This is a genomic window from Spirochaetota bacterium (genome assembly GCA_030154445.1).
Lineage (GTDB): Bacteria > Spirochaetota > Brevinematia > Brevinematales > Brevinemataceae > Brevinema_A.
Genome location: JAGUQW010000011.1, coordinates 140,475 through 159,804, shown reverse-complemented (window position 1 = coordinate 159,804; position 19,330 = coordinate 140,475). Strand labels below are relative to the sequence as shown.

The 19,330-nt window shown below is 28.2% G+C and carries 17 protein-coding genes; 9 read left to right on the top strand and 8 right to left on the bottom strand.

Translation table 11 applies throughout. The features are described 5' to 3' along the window. Nucleotides 1-97 precede the first annotated feature (97 nt). From KFW21_05700 to KFW21_05685, 4 genes are all read left to right on the top strand, one after another. Nucleotides 98-1,105 carry a TRAP transporter substrate-binding protein gene (locus KFW21_05700; protein MDK2818925.1) on the top strand — a complete coding sequence of 336 codons (1,008 nt, stop codon included), beginning with the start codon at nt 98-100 and terminating at the stop codon, nt 1,103-1,105. A gap of 15 nt (nt 1,106-1,120) precedes the next feature. Continuing rightward, complete coding sequence (locus KFW21_05695) at nt 1,121-1,606, top strand: TRAP transporter small permease (protein ID MDK2818924.1); 486 nt, start codon at nt 1,121-1,123, stop codon at nt 1,604-1,606. Then, on the top strand, nt 1,607-2,902 hold the full coding sequence (locus tag KFW21_05690; protein MDK2818923.1) for a TRAP transporter large permease subunit: 1,296 nt from the start codon (nt 1,607-1,609) through the stop codon (nt 2,900-2,902). 186 nt (nt 2,903-3,088) lie between these two features. Continuing rightward, on the top strand, nt 3,089-4,507 hold the full coding sequence (locus KFW21_05685; protein ID MDK2818922.1) for a hypothetical protein: 1,419 nt from the start codon (nt 3,089-3,091) through the stop codon (nt 4,505-4,507). Nucleotides 4,508-4,548: 41 nt separating this feature from the next. Here the strand turns inward: KFW21_05685 and KFW21_05680 are convergent, their stop codons facing one another. The 3 genes from KFW21_05680 to KFW21_05670 are packed head-to-tail and all read right to left on the bottom strand — an operon-like array spanning nt 4,549 to nt 6,837. Continuing rightward, on the bottom strand, nt 4,549-5,067 hold the full coding sequence (locus KFW21_05680) for a hypothetical protein (protein MDK2818921.1): 519 nt from the start codon (nt 5,065-5,067) through the stop codon (nt 4,549-4,551). Nucleotides 5,068-5,070: 3 nt separating this feature from the next. Beyond that, on the bottom strand, nt 5,071-5,925 hold the full coding sequence (locus tag KFW21_05675) for a hypothetical protein (protein MDK2818920.1): 855 nt from the start codon (nt 5,923-5,925) through the stop codon (nt 5,071-5,073). A gap of 45 nt (nt 5,926-5,970) precedes the next feature. Then, the gene (locus tag KFW21_05670) at nt 5,971-6,837 is read right to left on the bottom strand and encodes a zinc ABC transporter substrate-binding protein (GenBank protein MDK2818919.1); all 867 of its coding nucleotides are present in this window, start codon (nt 6,835-6,837) and stop codon (nt 5,971-5,973) included. A gap of 143 nt (nt 6,838-6,980) precedes the next feature. Here KFW21_05670 and KFW21_05665 point away from each other — a divergent pair, with 143 nt between their 5' ends. The 3 genes from KFW21_05665 (at nt 6,981) to KFW21_05655 (ending at nt 10,850) form a co-directional block, all read left to right on the top strand. Next, nucleotides 6,981-7,649 (top strand): hypothetical protein, encoded by a 669-nt coding sequence (locus KFW21_05665; protein MDK2818918.1) that lies wholly within the window; start codon nt 6,981-6,983, stop codon nt 7,647-7,649. 134 nt (nt 7,650-7,783) lie between these two features. Beyond that, nucleotides 7,784-10,081 (top strand): RNA-binding transcriptional accessory protein, encoded by a 2,298-nt coding sequence (locus KFW21_05660; protein MDK2818917.1) that lies wholly within the window; start codon nt 7,784-7,786, stop codon nt 10,079-10,081. Nucleotides 10,082-10,220: 139 nt separating this feature from the next. Next, nucleotides 10,221-10,850 carry a hypothetical protein gene (locus tag KFW21_05655; protein MDK2818916.1) on the top strand — a complete coding sequence of 210 codons (630 nt, stop codon included), beginning with the start codon at nt 10,221-10,223 and terminating at the stop codon, nt 10,848-10,850. A gap of 41 nt (nt 10,851-10,891) precedes the next feature. Here KFW21_05655 and KFW21_05650 read toward each other — a convergent pair whose 3' ends face one another. Continuing rightward, nucleotides 10,892-11,341 (bottom strand): peptidylprolyl isomerase, encoded by a 450-nt coding sequence (locus KFW21_05650; protein ID MDK2818915.1) that lies wholly within the window; start codon nt 11,339-11,341, stop codon nt 10,892-10,894. Between the two features lie 150 nt (nt 11,342-11,491). On the opposite strand from KFW21_05650, the gene KFW21_05645 reads away from it, so the two are divergent. Beyond that, nucleotides 11,492-12,160 carry a hypothetical protein gene (locus tag KFW21_05645; protein ID MDK2818914.1) on the top strand — a complete coding sequence of 223 codons (669 nt, stop codon included), beginning with the start codon at nt 11,492-11,494 and terminating at the stop codon, nt 12,158-12,160. A gap of 297 nt (nt 12,161-12,457) precedes the next feature. Next, nucleotides 12,458-13,690: a bifunctional metallophosphatase/5'-nucleotidase gene (locus KFW21_05640; GenBank protein ID MDK2818913.1), complete on the top strand. Its 1,233-nt coding sequence runs from the start codon at nt 12,458-12,460 to the stop codon at nt 13,688-13,690. Between the two features lie 44 nt (nt 13,691-13,734). Here the strand turns inward: KFW21_05640 and KFW21_05635 are convergent, their stop codons facing one another. The 4 genes from KFW21_05635 to KFW21_05620 all read right to left on the bottom strand — a co-directional run bounded on the left by KFW21_05635 (nt 13,735) and on the right by KFW21_05620 (nt 19,221). Further along, nucleotides 13,735-14,187 (bottom strand): chemotaxis protein CheW, encoded by a 453-nt coding sequence (locus tag KFW21_05635; protein ID MDK2818912.1) that lies wholly within the window; start codon nt 14,185-14,187, stop codon nt 13,735-13,737. A 15-nt stretch (nt 14,188-14,202) separates the two neighbouring features. Next, nucleotides 14,203-16,245, bottom strand: coding sequence for a hypothetical protein (locus KFW21_05630; protein MDK2818911.1), 2,043 nt, complete (start codon nt 16,243-16,245; stop codon nt 14,203-14,205). Between the two features lie 125 nt (nt 16,246-16,370). Then, nucleotides 16,371-17,681, bottom strand: a complete 1,311-nt coding sequence (locus KFW21_05625) for a hypothetical protein (GenBank protein MDK2818910.1) — start codon at nt 17,679-17,681, stop codon at nt 16,371-16,373. Beyond that, complete coding sequence (locus tag KFW21_05620) at nt 17,674-19,221, bottom strand: tetratricopeptide repeat protein (GenBank protein MDK2818909.1); 1,548 nt, start codon at nt 19,219-19,221, stop codon at nt 17,674-17,676. The genes KFW21_05625 and KFW21_05620 overlap by 8 nt, the downstream gene beginning before the upstream one ends. Nucleotides 19,222-19,330: the final 109 nt, after the last annotated feature.

Here is a 19,330-nt window from a genome sequence, read left to right as displayed (position 1 = left end):
AGTGCTATTAAAATATTCAAATAACAATATATCTTTCTTTTAATTAATATAGTAAATAATATAATGAATAACCTAACTTATATAATAGGAAATTTATATGAAAAAAAATATAACTTTATTAATTGTCACTCTAGTATTAATAGGAGCTTGTGGTAAAAACGAAAAATCAACAGACACAGCGAATACAAAAACACAAGTATTAAAACTATCACACAATCACGCTACTGGATATCCAGTAGATTTAGCATATCAAAAATTTGCTGAATTAGTAAAATCCAATTCAGCAGGACGCTATGAAATAGAAATTTATCCAAGTGCTCAGCTTGGAGAATCAAAAGCTTCTGTAGAATTAGCTCAATCTGGAGTATTACAATTTGGACATATTAATTCTGCTGCCTTAGAAGGATTTGATAATATTTATTCCATCTTAAATTTACCTTATATATTCAAAGATTATGAACATTACAAACGCGTAATGGATAGTACCGAAGTGCGTGATATTTTTGAAGCTTCTTCTAATCAGGGATTTATAACTCTTATTTACTTAGAAGGTGGGGCTCGTAGTTTTTATACCAAAAGCAAAGCAATCACTACTCCTGCAGATCTTGCTGGTATGAAAATTCGTGTTCAGGATTCTCCAACTCATATACAAATGATTCAGCGTCTAGGTGGAACTCCTGTTATTTTAAACTTTTCTGAAGTATATACAGGATTACAACAAGGGGTTATTGACGGTGCCGAAAATAATACCCCATCTCTCGTACAAACAGGACATGGAGAAGTTGCTAAATATTTTTCTCTCAATGAACATTTAAGATTATCAGACTTTCTTGTTGTTGGTGCTCCTTTTTGGAATAAACTATCTGAAGAAGATAAAGATATGTTCCGTACATCAGCTAATGAAACAATAGCATATTTCAGTACTGTTTGGAACGATGCCGAAATGGACGCTCTCACTCAAGCAAAAGAAAAATATAACATTAAAATTACAGAAGTTAATACAAAACCCTTCAGAGATTTAGTATTACCTTTACAAGACGAAATCGCTGCCAAAGATCCTAAATTCAAAAAATTGTTAGATCATATTCGTTCTTTAGAACAATAAAATACTGGAGATTTTATGCATCATTTTACAACAATCAAATTAAAGATTGATAAAGTTCTTATTACTTTATTAAGTAGTTTATTATTCACTATGCTTTTTTGTGTTTGTTGGCAAGTTTTTTCAAGATATATTTTAAAAATGCCTGCAACTTTCACGGAAGAGTTAGTCCGTTTCTTATTAATATGGGTGGGATTACTTGGTGCTACATATAGCTTTGGTACTCATAGACACTTATCATTAACATGGGTTTATGATAAATTTTCTAGTAAATTAAAATTCATTATTAAAATTTTTATTATAGTATTAATTACTATCCTTTCAATAGCTTTATTGATATATGGTGGTTATAGACTAATGCTTATTGCTAGTACTCAAAAATCATCTGTTTTAGCAATTCCTATGTGGATAGTTTATGCTATTTCACCTATTAGTGGTTGTCTGATTTTATTTTATCAAATTTATGATTTTTGGACACTTATAAATAATAAGGAGATACTATAAATGAATATTGAAATTACTACTTTACTTTCTGTTTTTGTTGTTTTGCTTGTTATAGGAGCTCCTATATCTATCGCTATTGCAATTTCATCTTTGAGTGTTATGTTCATGTTTTTACCACCTGAAATGGCTTTGTTAACAGCAGCCCAAACTGTTGTTAATGCACTAAATTCTTTTTCTTTGTTAGCTATTCCTTTGTTTATTCTATCAGGTTCTATTATGAATACTGGCGGATTAGCCTTGAGATTGATTAATTTTACAAAGCTCTTCACAGGAAAACTTCCAGGCCCTCTTTTTCAAATTAATATTCTTTCAAATATGTTATTTGGAGCATTATCAGGATCAGCAATTGCTGCTGAAGTCGCCGTTGGTAAAATCATTGATCCTTTACAAAAAAAAGAAAACTATGATCCTGCACTATCTGCTGCCGTGAATATTGCTTCTTGTCCCACTGGGCTTCTCATCCCACCAAGTAACACTTTTATTGTGTACTCCTTGGTAAGTGGAGGGACTTCTATTGCTGCTTTATTTTTAGCTGGTTATTTACCTGGTATATTAATGGGCTTGGGCATATCTTTGGTTGCAATGTTTTTTTCAATCAAAGAAAATTATCCAAAACAGCAAAGCATCTCTTTTCAAGAAAAAAAAGAAATAATAATTAAAGCCCTACCTAGCTTATTAATGATTGTTATTGTTATTGGCGGTGTTGTTGGTGGTGTATTTACTGCTACAGAAGGATCTGGTATTGCCGCTCTGTATAGTTTAATTTTATCTGTAATATATAAGTCATTAAATGCCAAAAAATTAAAAGAAATTGTTATAGAAACCGTTAGTATGACTGGTATTGTATTATTTCTCATTAGTGTTTCTTCTATTATGTCTTGGGTATTATCTTATTCCAAAATTCCTCAAATTATTGCTGAAGGATTATTAAGTGTTTCTAACAATCCTATCATAATAATGCTTCTCATTAATCTTATTCTATTATGTGTAGGAACTTTTATGGATATGACACCTGCTATTCTCATCTTTACTCCTATTTTCTTACCTATTGCTAAACAAATAGGATTTGATCCTGTTCATTTTGGTATCATCATGACATTCAATCTTTGTATAGGTCTTTGTACCCCTCCCGTAGGAAGTGCCTTATTTGTTGGTTGTAGCTTATCTAATATCAAAATAGAAGAAGTTTTCTCAAAATTAATTCCTATGTTTATTGTTTTGATTATTACTCTATTTTTGATTATTTTTATACCAGAAATCAGTCTTTTTTTACCAAGAGCATTTGGATTAATGTAAATCACAGTCTATATAAAAAGCACCTCTATAAAAGAGGTGCTTTTTTTTGTTTATATTATTTGAAATATTAGTATGTGATAATTTTTATTATATAGATATATATATAATATATTTACATTGAAAATCAAGTTTATTTAAAATAAATCCGATATATATACAATAATCTTATATTTGGAGTATTATGTTATGGCTTATGATAATATTGAACTTTCTATTTCTAATACAATAAAAAAAATTGCTGTTTTATGGTTTTTATTTTCTATTATTAATATCACTTTTATAGCGATATACAGTTATATCAATAATGAAACAAATGAAATAAACAAACAAATGCTGCTTTTATCAGAAATTAATATAGAAGCAACATCTATTTTATATTATAATTCTCAAAAAAACATTGCTTCTGAAGTCGATTATGAAAAAACATTGTTAAATAAATGGATTCTTGACCAACAACAAAAATTTACATCTATAATACCAAATTCCATACCTGAGATAGAATTATTAGACAAACTTGGTAGGATTTTCTATTCAGTAGATGCTCTTAAAATAAAAACTCAATCTGTACAAAATTATCAAAATCTTAGTGATCAATTAGATCTTCTAAAAAGAGTTGCTAATACTCATATAGATAACTCTATTATTACTTTATTAACTACTATCCTAACAAAATTTTTCCTACTTTTTAATGGTATAATACTATTGTTTCTTCTTCTTCTAACATCAATAATATCTAAAAATTTACAAAAAAAATTGCTATCAAAAAATGAGTTTATTCTTGAAGATATATGGAATGAATTACAAGATCTAGAATTAGATCATCAATCGTCTTCCTTACAAATATTAAGCACTACAGATATTCCAAACACAACATCTGATAACATCAGTATTTTAATAGAAGAAGCTAAAAATATCAGTGTTAAAACTCATAGCATCAAAGAAATGCTACTATATTATAATGAACAATCTCCTCATATAATAACATCTACAGAAACATTAGATTCACAAATGCAAGAAAAAATTCTTGGTATTCAAAAATTATTATCCCGCTTATTCACTCGTGCAGAAAGAGCATCATCTTTAGCAAAAGCCTCTACAGAAAATGGATTTCAAGCAGGAATTTTAGCACTCAACATATCTATAGAAGCAGCTCGAGCTGGTAATGCTGGTAAGAATTTTATTCCAATTTCTGATAGGGTTAAAGATTTTTCTGAAAAAAGTTCTCAAATTGGAAACGCCATTCTTGAAGAATTAAAAGATGCCAACTTATCTATCCGAAAAGCCTATGCTGTAGGTAAAGGTATTATAGATTCATCACCACCAGAAAAAATTCATAATACTACTAATTCCACATCAAATACTACTAACTTACATAAAATTATTGAAGAATGTAACGATGTTGTATCATTAACAAAGTATATTCAAAATATTTCCTTAGAATTAGAAAATACTATACAAGTAACATCCGCTGTACCACAATCATTAAATAAAAACAATGGTTTCTTAAAAGCAATACTGATAAGAAGTTTTGAAAGACTTTATCGTTTAAGCTATGGTATTGATCCACCATCTCATAACAAACAAGATACCCTTAATAAAATATAAAATAAAATAAATAAAGCCTCTTATTATATAAGAGGCTTTATTTATTTTATTTCCAAAACTTTAGTGATTAATTCATTTCTGAATAATAAATAATAATTTCCTGGTATAGAAATTTGTATATTTTGTATATTATTATTGGTTGCTATGAGTAAACCCTTATCATCTATAACTGTATAAGAACCTACATGATTGTGATTATCAATATGAAGTGCCCAATAATTATTTTGATCTTGTACAATAGTAATAATAAGATCCAAAAAATTATAGCGATAACATGTAGATTGCTCTTGTCCTCTAAATATTAATTTTTTTTCTTCTAATAGTTCCACCAATCCTGTACATAAAACAGTCCATGTATCTTCAACACATGAAAATAATATTTTATTTTTTACAGTTTCTGTATAATTTTTAATTTTAGCAAGTTCTATAAGATAATTTAATTGATTTTTATTATTTAATAATTCATGAGATATTTTTTGAGAATCATTAGCTGAGAGTTTGTTTTCAAGATAAAGTAATAATTCTTCTAAGTTATATTTTTCTGATTTCATATTTTCCATCTATTATACTATATTTTTTATCATTAAAACCTTTTTCATTTGTAAATTAATTTTTTTTATTATTCTATAAGCAGTATTATAATCTTTAAAAAATTTGATAAACACTTTAAAAACATTATTAGTTAATCTCTTTAGAGATCTACTATACTTATATTGTTTATTTTTTAAACGTAATATTTTTTCTTTATATTCCTTATCCGAATCATTTATATTTTTAATAATAATGTTTTCTATATGAGCAATGGTATGATCTATTTTATCAATCATCTTCAAATAAAATTCTTTTTGTTGATAATTATTATATTGTGCTTTTAAAATTTCTTGATAATATATCATGATTTCTGGTAACGATTTATTTGTAAATTTCATAATAATATGTAATGTATTTGCATCTATATGTTGGGGCATATAGTACAAAAGCCATAAGCTTCGATCTATAGGAGAAAGTTCTTGTACTAGTTCTTCCCATAATATATTTGATTCTTGCTCATCATTTAAGTGATTAATGACAAAGTTGCCTATTTGATTGTCCAATAATTCTCCACCCAACACAAAATCTTGAGATGGAACTGAGCCTTTTTTTGAAAAATCACAAAATTTATTATACAAAACAGCATTAAACCATGTAGTAAAAGCAACTTTTATATCTACTGGATAGGATTTGATGATCTCTTCTGTATGTTCTACAATATATAACACAAAATCAAAACAAATATCTTCATTACATAAGTATTGTTTTTTAGGCCAATTACTTACATATATAAAAACATTTTCTTGAAAAATTTTTATATTTTCTTTAGAATTTCCTTCATGATACTTTTTAATAATATTTATTACGATATTTTCATTTAATTGCATTTATACTACCATTTTAATTATAAAGATTCCCCAATCCATATATATCTAATTTATTAACAGTTTACTATAAATATCTAACAAATCAATAGGGTCAATAGTCGTATTTTCTTGGCTACCCATTGGATTCAAAACTGTTATTTTTACACCTGTTTGGTCTGATATGGCTTGTAATACTGTTGAAGGATCTGTAAAAGCGTCATCTATCATCACAATTTGATCTTTATTTGATATTTGGTTTATTTTATTAATGATAGTAACCATTTTTTTAACAGACACTTGTTCTCCTTCATGCTCATATAGTGTAGCAATAAGTTCAATATTTAATTCTTTTAATAAATAATCCCACACATTGTGTCGTTGCACAACAAATATTTTTTTATCACTATCTTTGTATAAATTTTTAATTTGTTGATAAGATTTTTCTAAACGATCATTAAAAGTTTTATTGTTTTTTTGAAAATCCAACTTATTTTCAGGGAAATTAGCAATTAATATTTCCATAATTTTTTGAGATAAATCTCCTAAATGTTTATAAGATATCCATAAATGTGGATTATTTAAATGATCATGATCCTCATGAGTGTCCTCAGATTCTGTATTCAACAAATGAAACTTTGCGGTATTATCAGCTGTAGATAATATTTTGCCATCAAAGTGATTATCCAAAGCTATTATCGTATCAGCTTTTGCTAAAATAATAGCATCTGATGGTTTTAGATTAAAATTATGAGGATCTGTATTATTCGGAATTATAAAACGAATATCATATTTATCACCAGCTATAACAGTAATTAATGAAGCAATAGGTGCTAATCCCGTGACTATTAAAGTCTTTTGAGATATATTTTTTGTACCACAAGCACTATTCAAGCCTAACATCATAGCTAGTATTAGGTATTTTTTATTAATCATTTTATCTCTCCAATATTTTATATATTATAATAGCTTATATAAAAAAATTCATCTTTTTTCATCTTTAAAGATTGAAATATTACTTAAAATAATATACAATAAGTTTCACTCATTGTATATCTACATCTTGGAATGGAAATCTTATGAAAATATATCTTTTATTATTATTTTTACTATTAAATCCTTTTATATTATTTTCTAAAACTACCAATTCTCAACATACTCTTCCATCGATTTTCGCTATAGTTTATTCTATAGGTAGTGTTGCTAGTGTAAGAGGTGGTGCTCCTCAACACAGTGTTCCAACACTATGGATAAATTTAGAATGGAATATCCCTATCAATATTAAAAAATATTATATTTATACTCAATTCAGAAGTTCTTTTTTTATAAGTAATCCAGCAGATCCTTTTTCAAATCTACTTCCTATAATTCACATGGAAAATTTTAAATTAGGATTTTTATTTGGATTTGGAGGCCTCGTTGCTGATTGGAGAACGGACAATAACACAGGATCTTATATTACTGTGAATGGTGGATTTGTTTTTGAAGGATCTTACTACAGTCGGTCTCTTTCTTCCAAATTCATTCCTATAAGTTCTAGCTTATTAGAAAGTTTTTATCATATAGGATTCGAAATAAACAGTCGCTATCATTTTATATTAGATAAACATCAAATTTTAAGTTTTGGTCTTACCGTTGGTTATTTTTTCAATCCTATTGCTGGAGATCCTTTTTACTTAGGATTACAAAAAGAAATCGTTTTTTTTCATATGCTTAATTATAATTTTAGTATTGGATTGCATTTTTAAATATTATAGAACAAACTATCTAACTCTTAGGTGAGTTTTGCAAATTGGTTATATACCAACAAAATTTGAGGAAGTTTTGTTGTTCATGTGCAATAGGGGGGATCTTGTTGCACATCAAATTATAGGGAGGGAATATGCCTATTACAGAAGAATTTATTGAATCTCTTAAGACTGATCTGGATGATATTTGTACTCGAATTTCAGAAAAATTAAATATTTCTAAAACTCAAATCAAAACTACACTAGAACTTTTTAAAGAAGATTGTACTGTTCCTTTCATTGCTCGTTATCGTAAAGAAAAAACAGGGAATTTAGACGAAACAGAAATTCGTGCTATAGAACATCTTAACAAATCATTAGTTAATTTAGAAACAAGAAGAGTAGAGATTACTAAAGCAATTTTTTCACAAAAATTACTCACAGAAGAACTACTCACTAATATCAATGCTTGTTCTACGCAAACAGAATTAGAAGATCTCTATGCACCATACAAACGTAAGAAAAAAACTCGTGGTATGAAAGCTATAGAAGCAGGTTTAGAACTATTATCAGAATTAATACTTACTAAAGCCTCTGAAGATGAAATTAATACCAAAGCTTCTGAATTTCTCAACGAAGAGCATAAAATTATTACTATTGCAGATGCTCTCCAAGGTGCTATGGATATTATCGCAGAAAAAGTATCACAAGATATTGATAATAGAACTGCTATTCGTGTTTATATTCTCAAACACGGTCAATTACTTGTAACAGGAAACAAAGACAAAGAGACTAGTGTTTATGGTATGTATTATGATTATAAAGAACCACTTTCTACAGTCAAACCACATAGAATTCTTGCTCTAAATAGAGGGGAAACAAGCAAAGAACTAGAAGTGAAAATTAATATTGAAGAAGATAGTGTATATAATGTTACTCTTTCTCGCTATACTATATCTAACAAATTTCATAAAAATGCTATCACTGATAGTATGAAAAGATTGCTTATTCCTGCCGTTTTGAGAGAAATTCGTTCTAATTTTACTAGTCTTGCTGATACCCATGGAATAGCACTCTTCTCAGTAAATCTTCAAAATCTTTTATTACAAGCTCCTATCAAGCGTACTCGTATTCTTGCTTTTGATCCAGGTATTCGTACAGGAACAAAAGTAACTGCTTTGGATGAAAATGGTAAATATCTTTCCGATTTTACTTTTTATCAACACAAATCAATAACTGATTCCAAAAATATGATAGCAGCAGCATTACAAAAGTATAATATAGAATTAATAGCTATCGGTAATGGTACTGGTAGTCAGGATGTTCAAGAAATAGTTACTCAAACAATAGAAGAATTCAAAATTGATATCCCTTTTACTGTTGTCGCCGAAGATGGAGCAAGTGTATATTCTGCCTCTCCTGTAGCTAAAGAAGAATTTCCAGATTTAGATGTGAGTATCCGTGGTGCTATTTCTATTGGGCGTCGTTTGTTAGATCCCCTTTCTGAATTAGTAAAAATTGATCCTCAATCTATTGGAGTTGGACTTTATCAACATGATCTCAATCAAACTGCTCTTGGTGAATCACTGGATGAAACAGTAGAATCTGTTGTAAATAAAGTAGGCGTAAATGTAAATACCGCTTCTTATTCTTTATTAAAATATGTTTCTGGTATTAAATTGAGTCTTGCTAAAAAAATTATTACTTATAGAGATAAAAATGGTACTTTTACTAATCGAATAGATCTTCTCAAAATACCAGGTATGGGTGACAAAACATTTGAACAAGCAGCTGGATTTCTTAAAATTCCTGAATCTCCCGAATCATTAGATAACACATGGGTACATCCAGAGAACTATGCTCTAGCTCGTGAGATTATTACTATTCTCAAAGAAGGTAAAGCATCTAAAGCTCAGTTAGAAGAATGGTGTACTAAATATAATGTTGGACAGACAACAATAGAAGATATTATGTTAGAATTACAAAAGCCTGCTCGAGATCCTCGTGAAGATTATCCAGGGCCTATCATGCAAAAAGGCGTGAAAAAATTTGAAGACCTTCGTGTTGGGATGTCTGTAACTGGTAAGATAAAGAATGTAGTAGATTTTGGTGCTTTTGTAGATTTGGGTCTCAAAGAGACAGCTCTTCTTCATTTGTCTGAAATGAGTGATAATTATGTAGAACATCCTACAGATGTTGTCAAAACGGGTGATATCATTACCGCTAAAATTATTGATATTGATGAAAAAAGACATAGAATTGCTTTGTCCATGAAAACTGGAACAGCAAATCCTCGTTCTCCAAGATCAGAAAATAAAAATAGTGAGAGAACTTCTCCAAAAGATAAAGCAACAAATAATAATAGCTCTAATAATTCACGTAATAACGATATGAAACAAAATGACTCTGGTCAAATGACACACAATCCTTTTGCTCATTTATTAAAAAAATAATTATAATATTCAATCCAAAAACCCTTCCTAGTTATTAGGAAGGGTTTTTGGATTGAATATTATTTATTTACAATAAAAAAATTAGAATCCTTGATTTTCTATATAATTATTCATATATTTTATAATAAGAGAGTTTACAATGATAATATTAATTATGATCTTAATAGCACCTGTTATTTCTTATTCTAAATATACACAAATAGATTTAGAAAATCCAGAAATATTTACTTTTGCTATTATAAATAGAACATCAGCGCAACATATAGTATATGGCAAAGACAAACACGATAAAATTATTCCTATCAATACATCTATTTTAGAATTGTATTTTGGTACTCCAAATGCTTTTTTTTATTCTGGATTTCGTGCATCCACACCCTTGATATTCTCTAGTCAAACTGATCAAAATCAGAATAATAGCTTAAAAAAAATGAATGCTTTTTCTGCTGGTTTGTCTGTCGGTGGTGGGTATGGAATATTATTTCGAAATGCTGTAGCAACGCATCATCTTAAATTTATTGTAAATATAAGTTTAGATATAGGAATATTAAATCATTATAGTTCTATGCCTGAAAATATTTACGAAAAATTGATATCAGGAACAGAATTATTATTTCGATATCATTATACCTTTTCCAAACGCTATTCTTTAATTCTTGGTTTTGATACAGGTATAAGTATACACAGTCAATATGATGAAGAAAAAAATGTTGATATGCTCAATGGGATTTCTATATTTTATGGAGGATCTATTGGACTAGGATTTTAAAATAAAAAAAGCCATTTTTCAACGGCTTTTTTATTATTTAATTAATGACTACAACCACATTCTTCTGATCCACCACCACAGCATTCATCGGAAGCTTCCCCAACAGACTCTAAAGTAAGTTCAAAAGTAAGAGCTTTTCCTGCTAATGGATGATTTCCATCAAGAGTTAATTTACCATTTTCTGCTGCAATAATTGTTACAGGCATTGGCTCACCACTTTGTGGATTTAATAATACTAATTTTTGTCCTACTGGAATTTCAACAACAGCCTCTTTAACAATATCACCATAAGCATCTTTGGTCGGAATATTGATAGTTTTAGTTGCACCCACTTCCATTCCCTCAACACCTTTTTCAAAACCAGGTATTATTTGACCTTGACCAATAACGAAAGCTAAAGGATCTTTACCTTCAGAGCTATCAAAAACTGTTCCATCTGTTAATTTTCCTGTATAATGTACTTTAACTGCATCGCCTTTTTTTGCTTTCATAGATAGCTCCTTAACATTGTAAAAATTTATATATAATATAATACTAAAAATTTATAACAATATCAAGTTTTAAGTCTATTTAAATAGTTTACTTTAATATATAGATATGATACAATATGTTAAATATATATTTTATAGATAGGACATATTATGAAAAAAATAATAATAGCTTTTATGTTATTTACCTCCCCATCATTTAGTAATGATTACAAGTGGGCGAAAGATGAATTATTAAATTTACAAAAAAATTATACTTTGTATATTTCATCTATAGTAAAAGTATCAAATAATCTTGAGCAAATAATACAATTAGACTCTGATCTTTCTATTCAACAACCTACTTCAAGCATAGTATTACTTTCTGGAAATAAAAGCTTTGAAATTTATCCACTTGAATTTTTTACTAGAGTAAATCCTCTAGGCGACTATCATCCTACAAATATGACGGTACAAGATAAACAATATCTTGCAGAAATAGATAGAGCAAAAATCAATGTATCTTTGTTTATGTTAACAAATCTAGAAGTACTTTATTCACAATTAGTAAAAAAACCAGAATCTAATACAATATATAAGGATTTTTTCAAAAAAAGTCAAGAGTACTTACTTTCTCTTGCAAAAAAAGCTCTTACAGTACCTAGAGAAGAAGCTGAAATGCTCAGTACAGAATTCAATCTTTTTATTCTAAAATTATCTACAGTTCCCTTTCCATCAATATATTCTTTTTATCGTCGTCGCATGTTATATTCTTTAGATACTCCAGAAGCTGCTCAAAATGAAATCAATAGAATTAATCAAAGTATTCTTGAAATTAAATAATATTTTATATTAAAGGAGCTTTTTATCAAATTCATAATTGTATTATTAATTATTTTCACCTCTTGTGGTCAAAATAAAACAACACAAATCACTTTTTTACATATCAACGATACTCATTCAAAACATATTCCAACTATTATTACTGACAAAAAAACAGGACTTGCATCTACTAATGGTGGTTCTGCTGCTTTAGCTACTCTTATCAAACAATTAAAAGCAGAAAATCCTGAAAACACATTAGCTATTTTTGGGGGAGATGCTGTTACAGGTTCTGCCTTTTCTCTGGTTTATAAAGGTATGGATTCCACGGATATTTTTAATATGACAGACTTGGATATTGCTGTATTAGGAAATCATGAATTCGATTTTGGACTTAAACAAGCCTACAATATTATTACTAATAGAAATTTTCCAACTATTACTGCTAATATTTATGAACGAGATACTAGTAACAATATTGTTCCACCAACTTTTACTACTAATATTAATGGCAAAAGCATAGGATTTATTGGACTTTTAACTTCTGACGAAGTTTATGCTGACAAAGATAAATTTGGTCAATTTTTTGTTACTGATGAATTTATTTCTTTATCAAATCTTCTTCTAACAGAGCCATCTATCACAACTAATGATTTGCTAGTTTTAGTCTCTCATACAGGAATTGAAAAAGAACAGGCTATTGCAAAAGCATTTCCAAATCTTTTTGATCTTATTATAGGTGGTCATTCCCATACTTACTTGGAACAACCTATAAAAATCAACAAAACATTGATTGTTCAATTAAATAATAACATTAAAGAATTGGGGAAATTAGATTTAAATATCAATTCTAAAAATGAAGTTATATCTTATACATATCAAGCAATCCCTATTAAAAATATTACTCCAGATCCTAAAGTGAGATCTTACATAAAATCAAAACAAGGCTTAGTAGACCAACAAATGGGTTTTATTTTAGCAACAATATCTGAAACATTAGAAGATACAGATATTAGAAGATTATCAACGCCCTTAGGTAATTTTATTACTGATATGGTGTTCGAAGGCTTCAAAGATAGAGGCGTAGAGATTCTTATGTTGAACTCTGGTGGTATAAGATCATCTATAGATGAGGGGAATATTACTTTAGGTAAAGTATACGAAATTCACCCTTTTGATAATATTGGAGTATATTTTGAAACAACTGGTTCTGCATTAAAACAAATATTATCTCACTCAGCTAACAATGTTCGTGGTACAGGTGGATTTTTACAGTTATCAAAAGGTTTATCTGTTACTGTAGAAAATGATAAAAGTATCTCCTCAATTATACTTAATGGAATAGCAATAGATGAAAATAAAATATATAAAATAATAACTTCTGATTGGACATTCAACGGTGGAGACGGATATAATATGATCAAAAAAAATGCTCAAAACATACAAACACTTGGATTTGATGTAAGAGATATACTTATCCAACAATTAAAAAATCGTAGAGAGATTAATGTAAACACATTAGATAATACGAAACGATGGAATATTAAATAAATAAAAAAGTCCTCATTATTGAGGACTTTTTTTATTGATTTATATTATTGTAATTCTTCTACTTGAAAGTTTGAAATGGGCGTTTCATATTGAAAAATATGTTCTACTGGTATTTCTTGAATATCATTTATAGATTGGGGTGCTTTTTTATCTAAAAATCTAAACATATGGAGACCATATTTTACCATAGGAATCCAACCAGTTACTTTTTGAGTTACAGGTAACACTTCATGAACAGGAATAATGGTTATTTTATCTTTGATTTTTATTTCTATATGTAACAAACAAGTTTCAACATCTGCACTTTTACCACCAACAAGATGAAATAGAGACCAAACAGGAAATATTGTACCATGTTTTTGAATTAATCCAATTAATGGAGCTTGCATATTTGGCATCATAGATATGTTACCACAAGAATCTACATTTTTTATTAGATCTAGCTCTAATCCCAACCAAGTATTATTCAAACGAAATGGTAATATTATATTCTGCATAAAATCCTCAACTATTTAAATTAATTCTTTAACTTTTTCTCTTTGGAGAATGATATTTTTAGCTTTTTGGTATAATTTTTTCTCATTAAGAATAAATCCTAAAGTGCCATCTTTAATAATAGAAACCTGATCAACACAAGGTAATAAAGGAACATCAACATATTCTACTACAGCTTCTATACTATATAATATTTTTTCTACGCCAAACACAATTTTTTTATCACCAAATTTACAAACTACCATCACATTTGTAGAAACATTATCAACCCCTAAAAGGGTAGCTAAATTAATTTGACCAAGACATTTTTCATCTCTCATAGCTATCAGAGATTCTTTTATATCAATTACTCTATCAATACATCTATTTGGAATCAACACTTTAGTGTTTTTTAATTGTACTACTAAACAATCTGTAAGGATTTTCTTCATTGGTAATTGTATATGAATTTTTAAATATTCATTATCCATGCTATCAATTTCTAAAGTTCCACCTTTTTTGACAATTTGTTCTTGTAATTCTACGATATTCATTTGATCTGCCACTATACCTCGCCCATCATCTCGAACATAAATATCAAAATAATCACCAGCATCTTCAAATTCTATTAATAACCAACCCATTTCATTTTTATCAGTAGCTTTTCGTCTAAATATAGGTTCTAAACTAAAGTGTAAAGAATTTTTAACTAATGAAAAAACAATATATTTAATAAATTCACTATCACGAGTCAATATTTCACTATTTTCCCCACGAATTCCTAAACGTATTTTTTTACCTAGTTTTTTCACTTCTGTATGAATGTATTTTCTAATATCATCTCCCAACAAGGCTTGTACGGAAATATAATAGTGATCAAACAAAATTTTTTTAATGTTTTTAGTTAAATCTTTCATTTCTATTAGGTCTTCTGTCATTTCTACTGTTTTTTCTTCTGTTAAACCAGCAAACAATAAATCTTGTTTTTGAAATAGTCTACCAACATATCGAATTAAAAATTCTTCTTGAGATACATCATAAAATTCTTTTTGTTCAATATTTTTATAACTAGGCTCTTTTAAAGCTTTTTTTATTAAATTTTGATATTCAAAATGATCAATTTGAACAGAATTTATACCTTCACCCATTGTTGGATCATTTTGAAATTTTGTGGATTTTTCCATAATTTGATCATCAAAAGAAACATTATCAAAAGAAACATCGTTATTCATAAGAGCTGATATTTCTTCATCTGTCAGTACAAGTGTTGTCATTAATTCTTGATGTTTTGGTTCTTGTATATTATTTATTTTTTGAATAGTAACAGATACTTGGGATAATTGTTCTATAAGAGTATCGACACTGTTTTTTGAAAAATATTTTGTAATTACTTGAATATCATCATTATACTTCATAATATTATCTGCTGTATTTTTATAATATTCTAAAGTATGAATAAAATTAATATGTGATCCTAATTCTGAAAAACGATTGTTTTTATATTCTATATCAATAAATTCTGAAAAACTAACTGTTAATTTTGATAATTCTTCTATTCCCATAAATAATATATTATCATGAATTTTTTGTAGATAATACTTTAATGTTTCATAATACTGTTTTGTTGTTGTAACTAAAATAGGCTTAGCAAATAATTCTTTGATAATATCCAAGTCTTGTAATAAATCATTAGAAAATTGTAATAATAATTTTTTATCATTAATTAATAAGGTATTACCTAATTTTTTGACTAATAATATTTTAGATTCTTGCATGATTTTTTCAATTTTGAAAGCACCATCAATATTTGATATTTTACCATCAACCATATCTAAGATTAATTCTAATCCTTTTTTAATGATATCTTTAATAATTACAATCGCTTGAGCATCATCATATTCATAATTACGAGCTAAGGATTCTAAGATAGATAAAAAATGTGTAATTATTCTTAATTTCACACTGTTTCTACCCAATACTACTATCTTATCAAGATTCACTTGTGTATTATGAATATCTATATTTTCTACGCTTAATTTATAATATAATGATTTGACAGAATCAAACAATGAATGTAACATAACTAAACCCTTTTATTCTTATATAATAATAAATACTTTTCATTTTTATCGGTTTATCAATAAAAAAAATAAGAGAATATAAATATATTCTCTTATTTTTTGTTTTACCACTATTATGTAGTGTGTTAATAAAATTTATCTTTTACGATCACTTTGCTATTTGAAGAATCTGAAGTATTAGTATCATTATTTTGTTTCAAAACATTCTCAATAACTTTTTCTGCATATTGTAATTCCCAATTGACTTTATATATAGAGCCCCATATGTCATCTTTAGAAATTCGTATATTTAATTCTGATGTGTCCTCTATATTTTGAACTGGTACTGGATTATCTAATAATCCCAATTGTTGTTGACGATACAACATTCTTTGTTTTTGTAAATTTTGTTGTGCTGGATTGTCTAAATTATTATTTATCCTATTATTATCTCTTGCATTATTTTCTATTATTGGTAATTTGAAGGAATAAGTATCTGTTAATAAAGTTTCTATTTCAAATTTATTTTTATTAAATACACCGTTTGAAATCACTTGCTCATCAATAACAGGCCATAAAGGACTATAATTTTTAGAGAGTACAATGCCTACATTTGTTGATTGATTTGGCCCTAAATTATACAAACCAAAAGATACGGTGACTCCAACATCTTTTCCACTATTATTATCGTAAGACAACGAAGGATCTATCTTGGTTGTATTCCATGATTGTTCTGTAAGTCTACGCCAATTAGCTACTACAATACGAGAAGGAGGTGTTTCTGATACAAAAGGATATAGATAAAATCCATCTCCTTGAGGTCTTTGTGTAGCAACATTTTTCTTACCAAAAAATAAGAAAGGTGGTGTTTTTCCATTATCAAAAATAACAGAATTAGTAATTTTTTCACCAGTTGGTAAATAAACCAAAGGATCATTTCTACTTTCTCCAATATCAGAGTCCAATGACAATTGTACTCCCACTTGCCTTGTATTACTCAAAGAAATATTTGAAACCCTAACAACAACACCTATAGTATTCTCACTAGAATCGCCTAATAAATCCATAGAGAAAAAAGTCAGTTCTAGACGAACATCTTGTTGACTACCAGCTTGAAATATCCCATCTATTTGAGAGCCTATGGCAACTCCTAAAGGATAGACTGTCTGCATCTGATCTAATGTTTGTACTTGATTATCTACATACAACTTCAAAAAAGAAGAGGGTGCTGTTGCTCCTCCAAATAAAATAGAAGAATAATCTAAATTCAATTGATTAATATCAAAAATACTAAAATTACCTCTATACATATCTACATAAGCAGTTAAATCTCCAGATTTAATATGTACTATTCTTTCTTGTTGTGTATATGTATAACTATAAATTAAAGAAAAAAATGCACTATATTTTAATAAATAAAAAAAATTTTGTTTATATTTATTGAGTGTACTAAGCATCATCAGCTACATACTCCGCATCATAAGCACCATCATCTGTAGTGTATCCCTCGTCTCCACCATAAGCACCATCATCTGTGGCGTATTCCTCTTCTTCAGCATAAGTATCATCTTCTGCTGTATATTCCTCATTGTAAGTGGTTTCTTCTGCTACTATTGGTGGTGCAGGAGAAGGTGGTAACGGAATGTTAGGTGGGGGATTCACTCCCTGTGTAAATGAAGGTGGGCCAGTAAATTTTTGCACACCGTCTTTTGTTATTTTTTCTGATAAATCTTGATAAATATTATTTTGTATTCTACTTTGTTGTTCTTTTAATAAATCTTCTTTTACTTGTAATATTTGAGCTTTTTCTGTAGATAATTGTGCCAATTCTTTGACTTTAAGTTTTGTGTTTTCTAATTCTTGTTCTTTGAGATTGAGTTGATATTCTTCTTCCCATAATTTTTTATAAGCTGCAATTGTTTGTTTTTTCTCATAGTCTTTTCCACTTTCTAATGGAGTATACTGATCTCCGATTTTTTGAATAACATTCTCTTGAATAAGTTTCTGGATTTCATTATCATTTTCCTGTTCTACATATGATGAACTCATAGGTTCTGGTACTTCTGACTGTATTGATTCAATTTGTTGTGTAATTACTTCTACAATTTGTTGTGTAATTATTTGAGGAGGACTTTGTACAAATTGTGTTAATACTGTCGGACTATTTTGATATAAAACAGGATTCATAGTATTAGAAATACTTTTGTCAGAGCTAGATAATTGTGCTTTGAAATCAGTTTTTTCAAAATCAGTATCATCTATTAATTCTCTATTATTTTGTTGATTATTATTTCGTTTTGTAGTTTGGTTTCGAGTAATAAATCTAGGCTCATCAAAATCTACATTTTCTTCATCACCAATATCATTTACAAACATATCAATAGAACCTTTTTTGGTTACTATATTATTTGGAACTTGCGTATCAGCCCATAGACTTTCAGGAGTCGTACTATCTAAAACAGCTACTTTTTCTATAGATTTGGCATAGTAATCTGATTCAGGATATAATTCTAATACTGTTCGATATTTTTCTATAGCCGCACTAACTCTATTTTCTCTTTCTCGTGCAATACCTGAAAAATAAAGAGCTGCTGGTGCATATTCAGATTCTGGATATTCTGTAGCAAAAAATGCATAAAAATCTCCTGCTTTATCATGTATCCCTAATTGTAACCAACTTTTTGCAATCCCTAATAATGCTTTTTGTTTTTCTGAAACAGTTTTGGATTTGTTTAGTAATATTTTATAATATTGAAGAGCTGGCTTGTATTTTCCAAGATGTGCGTAAGTTTGCCCTAAATAAAATAATGAAGAATAATAATAAGAAGAATCCGGATATTTTCTAACAATATCCAAAAATCTAGGTTCAGCTTCTGTATACAATCCTTGTTCAAAAAAACGCTTGCCTACTGTGTAGGTTGCTTGGTCCAAAACCATAGGATATATAGGTGCGTTAATTACTAAACATAATATTATTACTAAAAACTTTCTTTTCATATGTATCTCCAAAGAAATAGGCTATTATATTTTAAAACAACTCTATCTTAATAATCGGTATACATAATATCAAATCTTGAACAAATTAAAATAATAATATAAATATTGA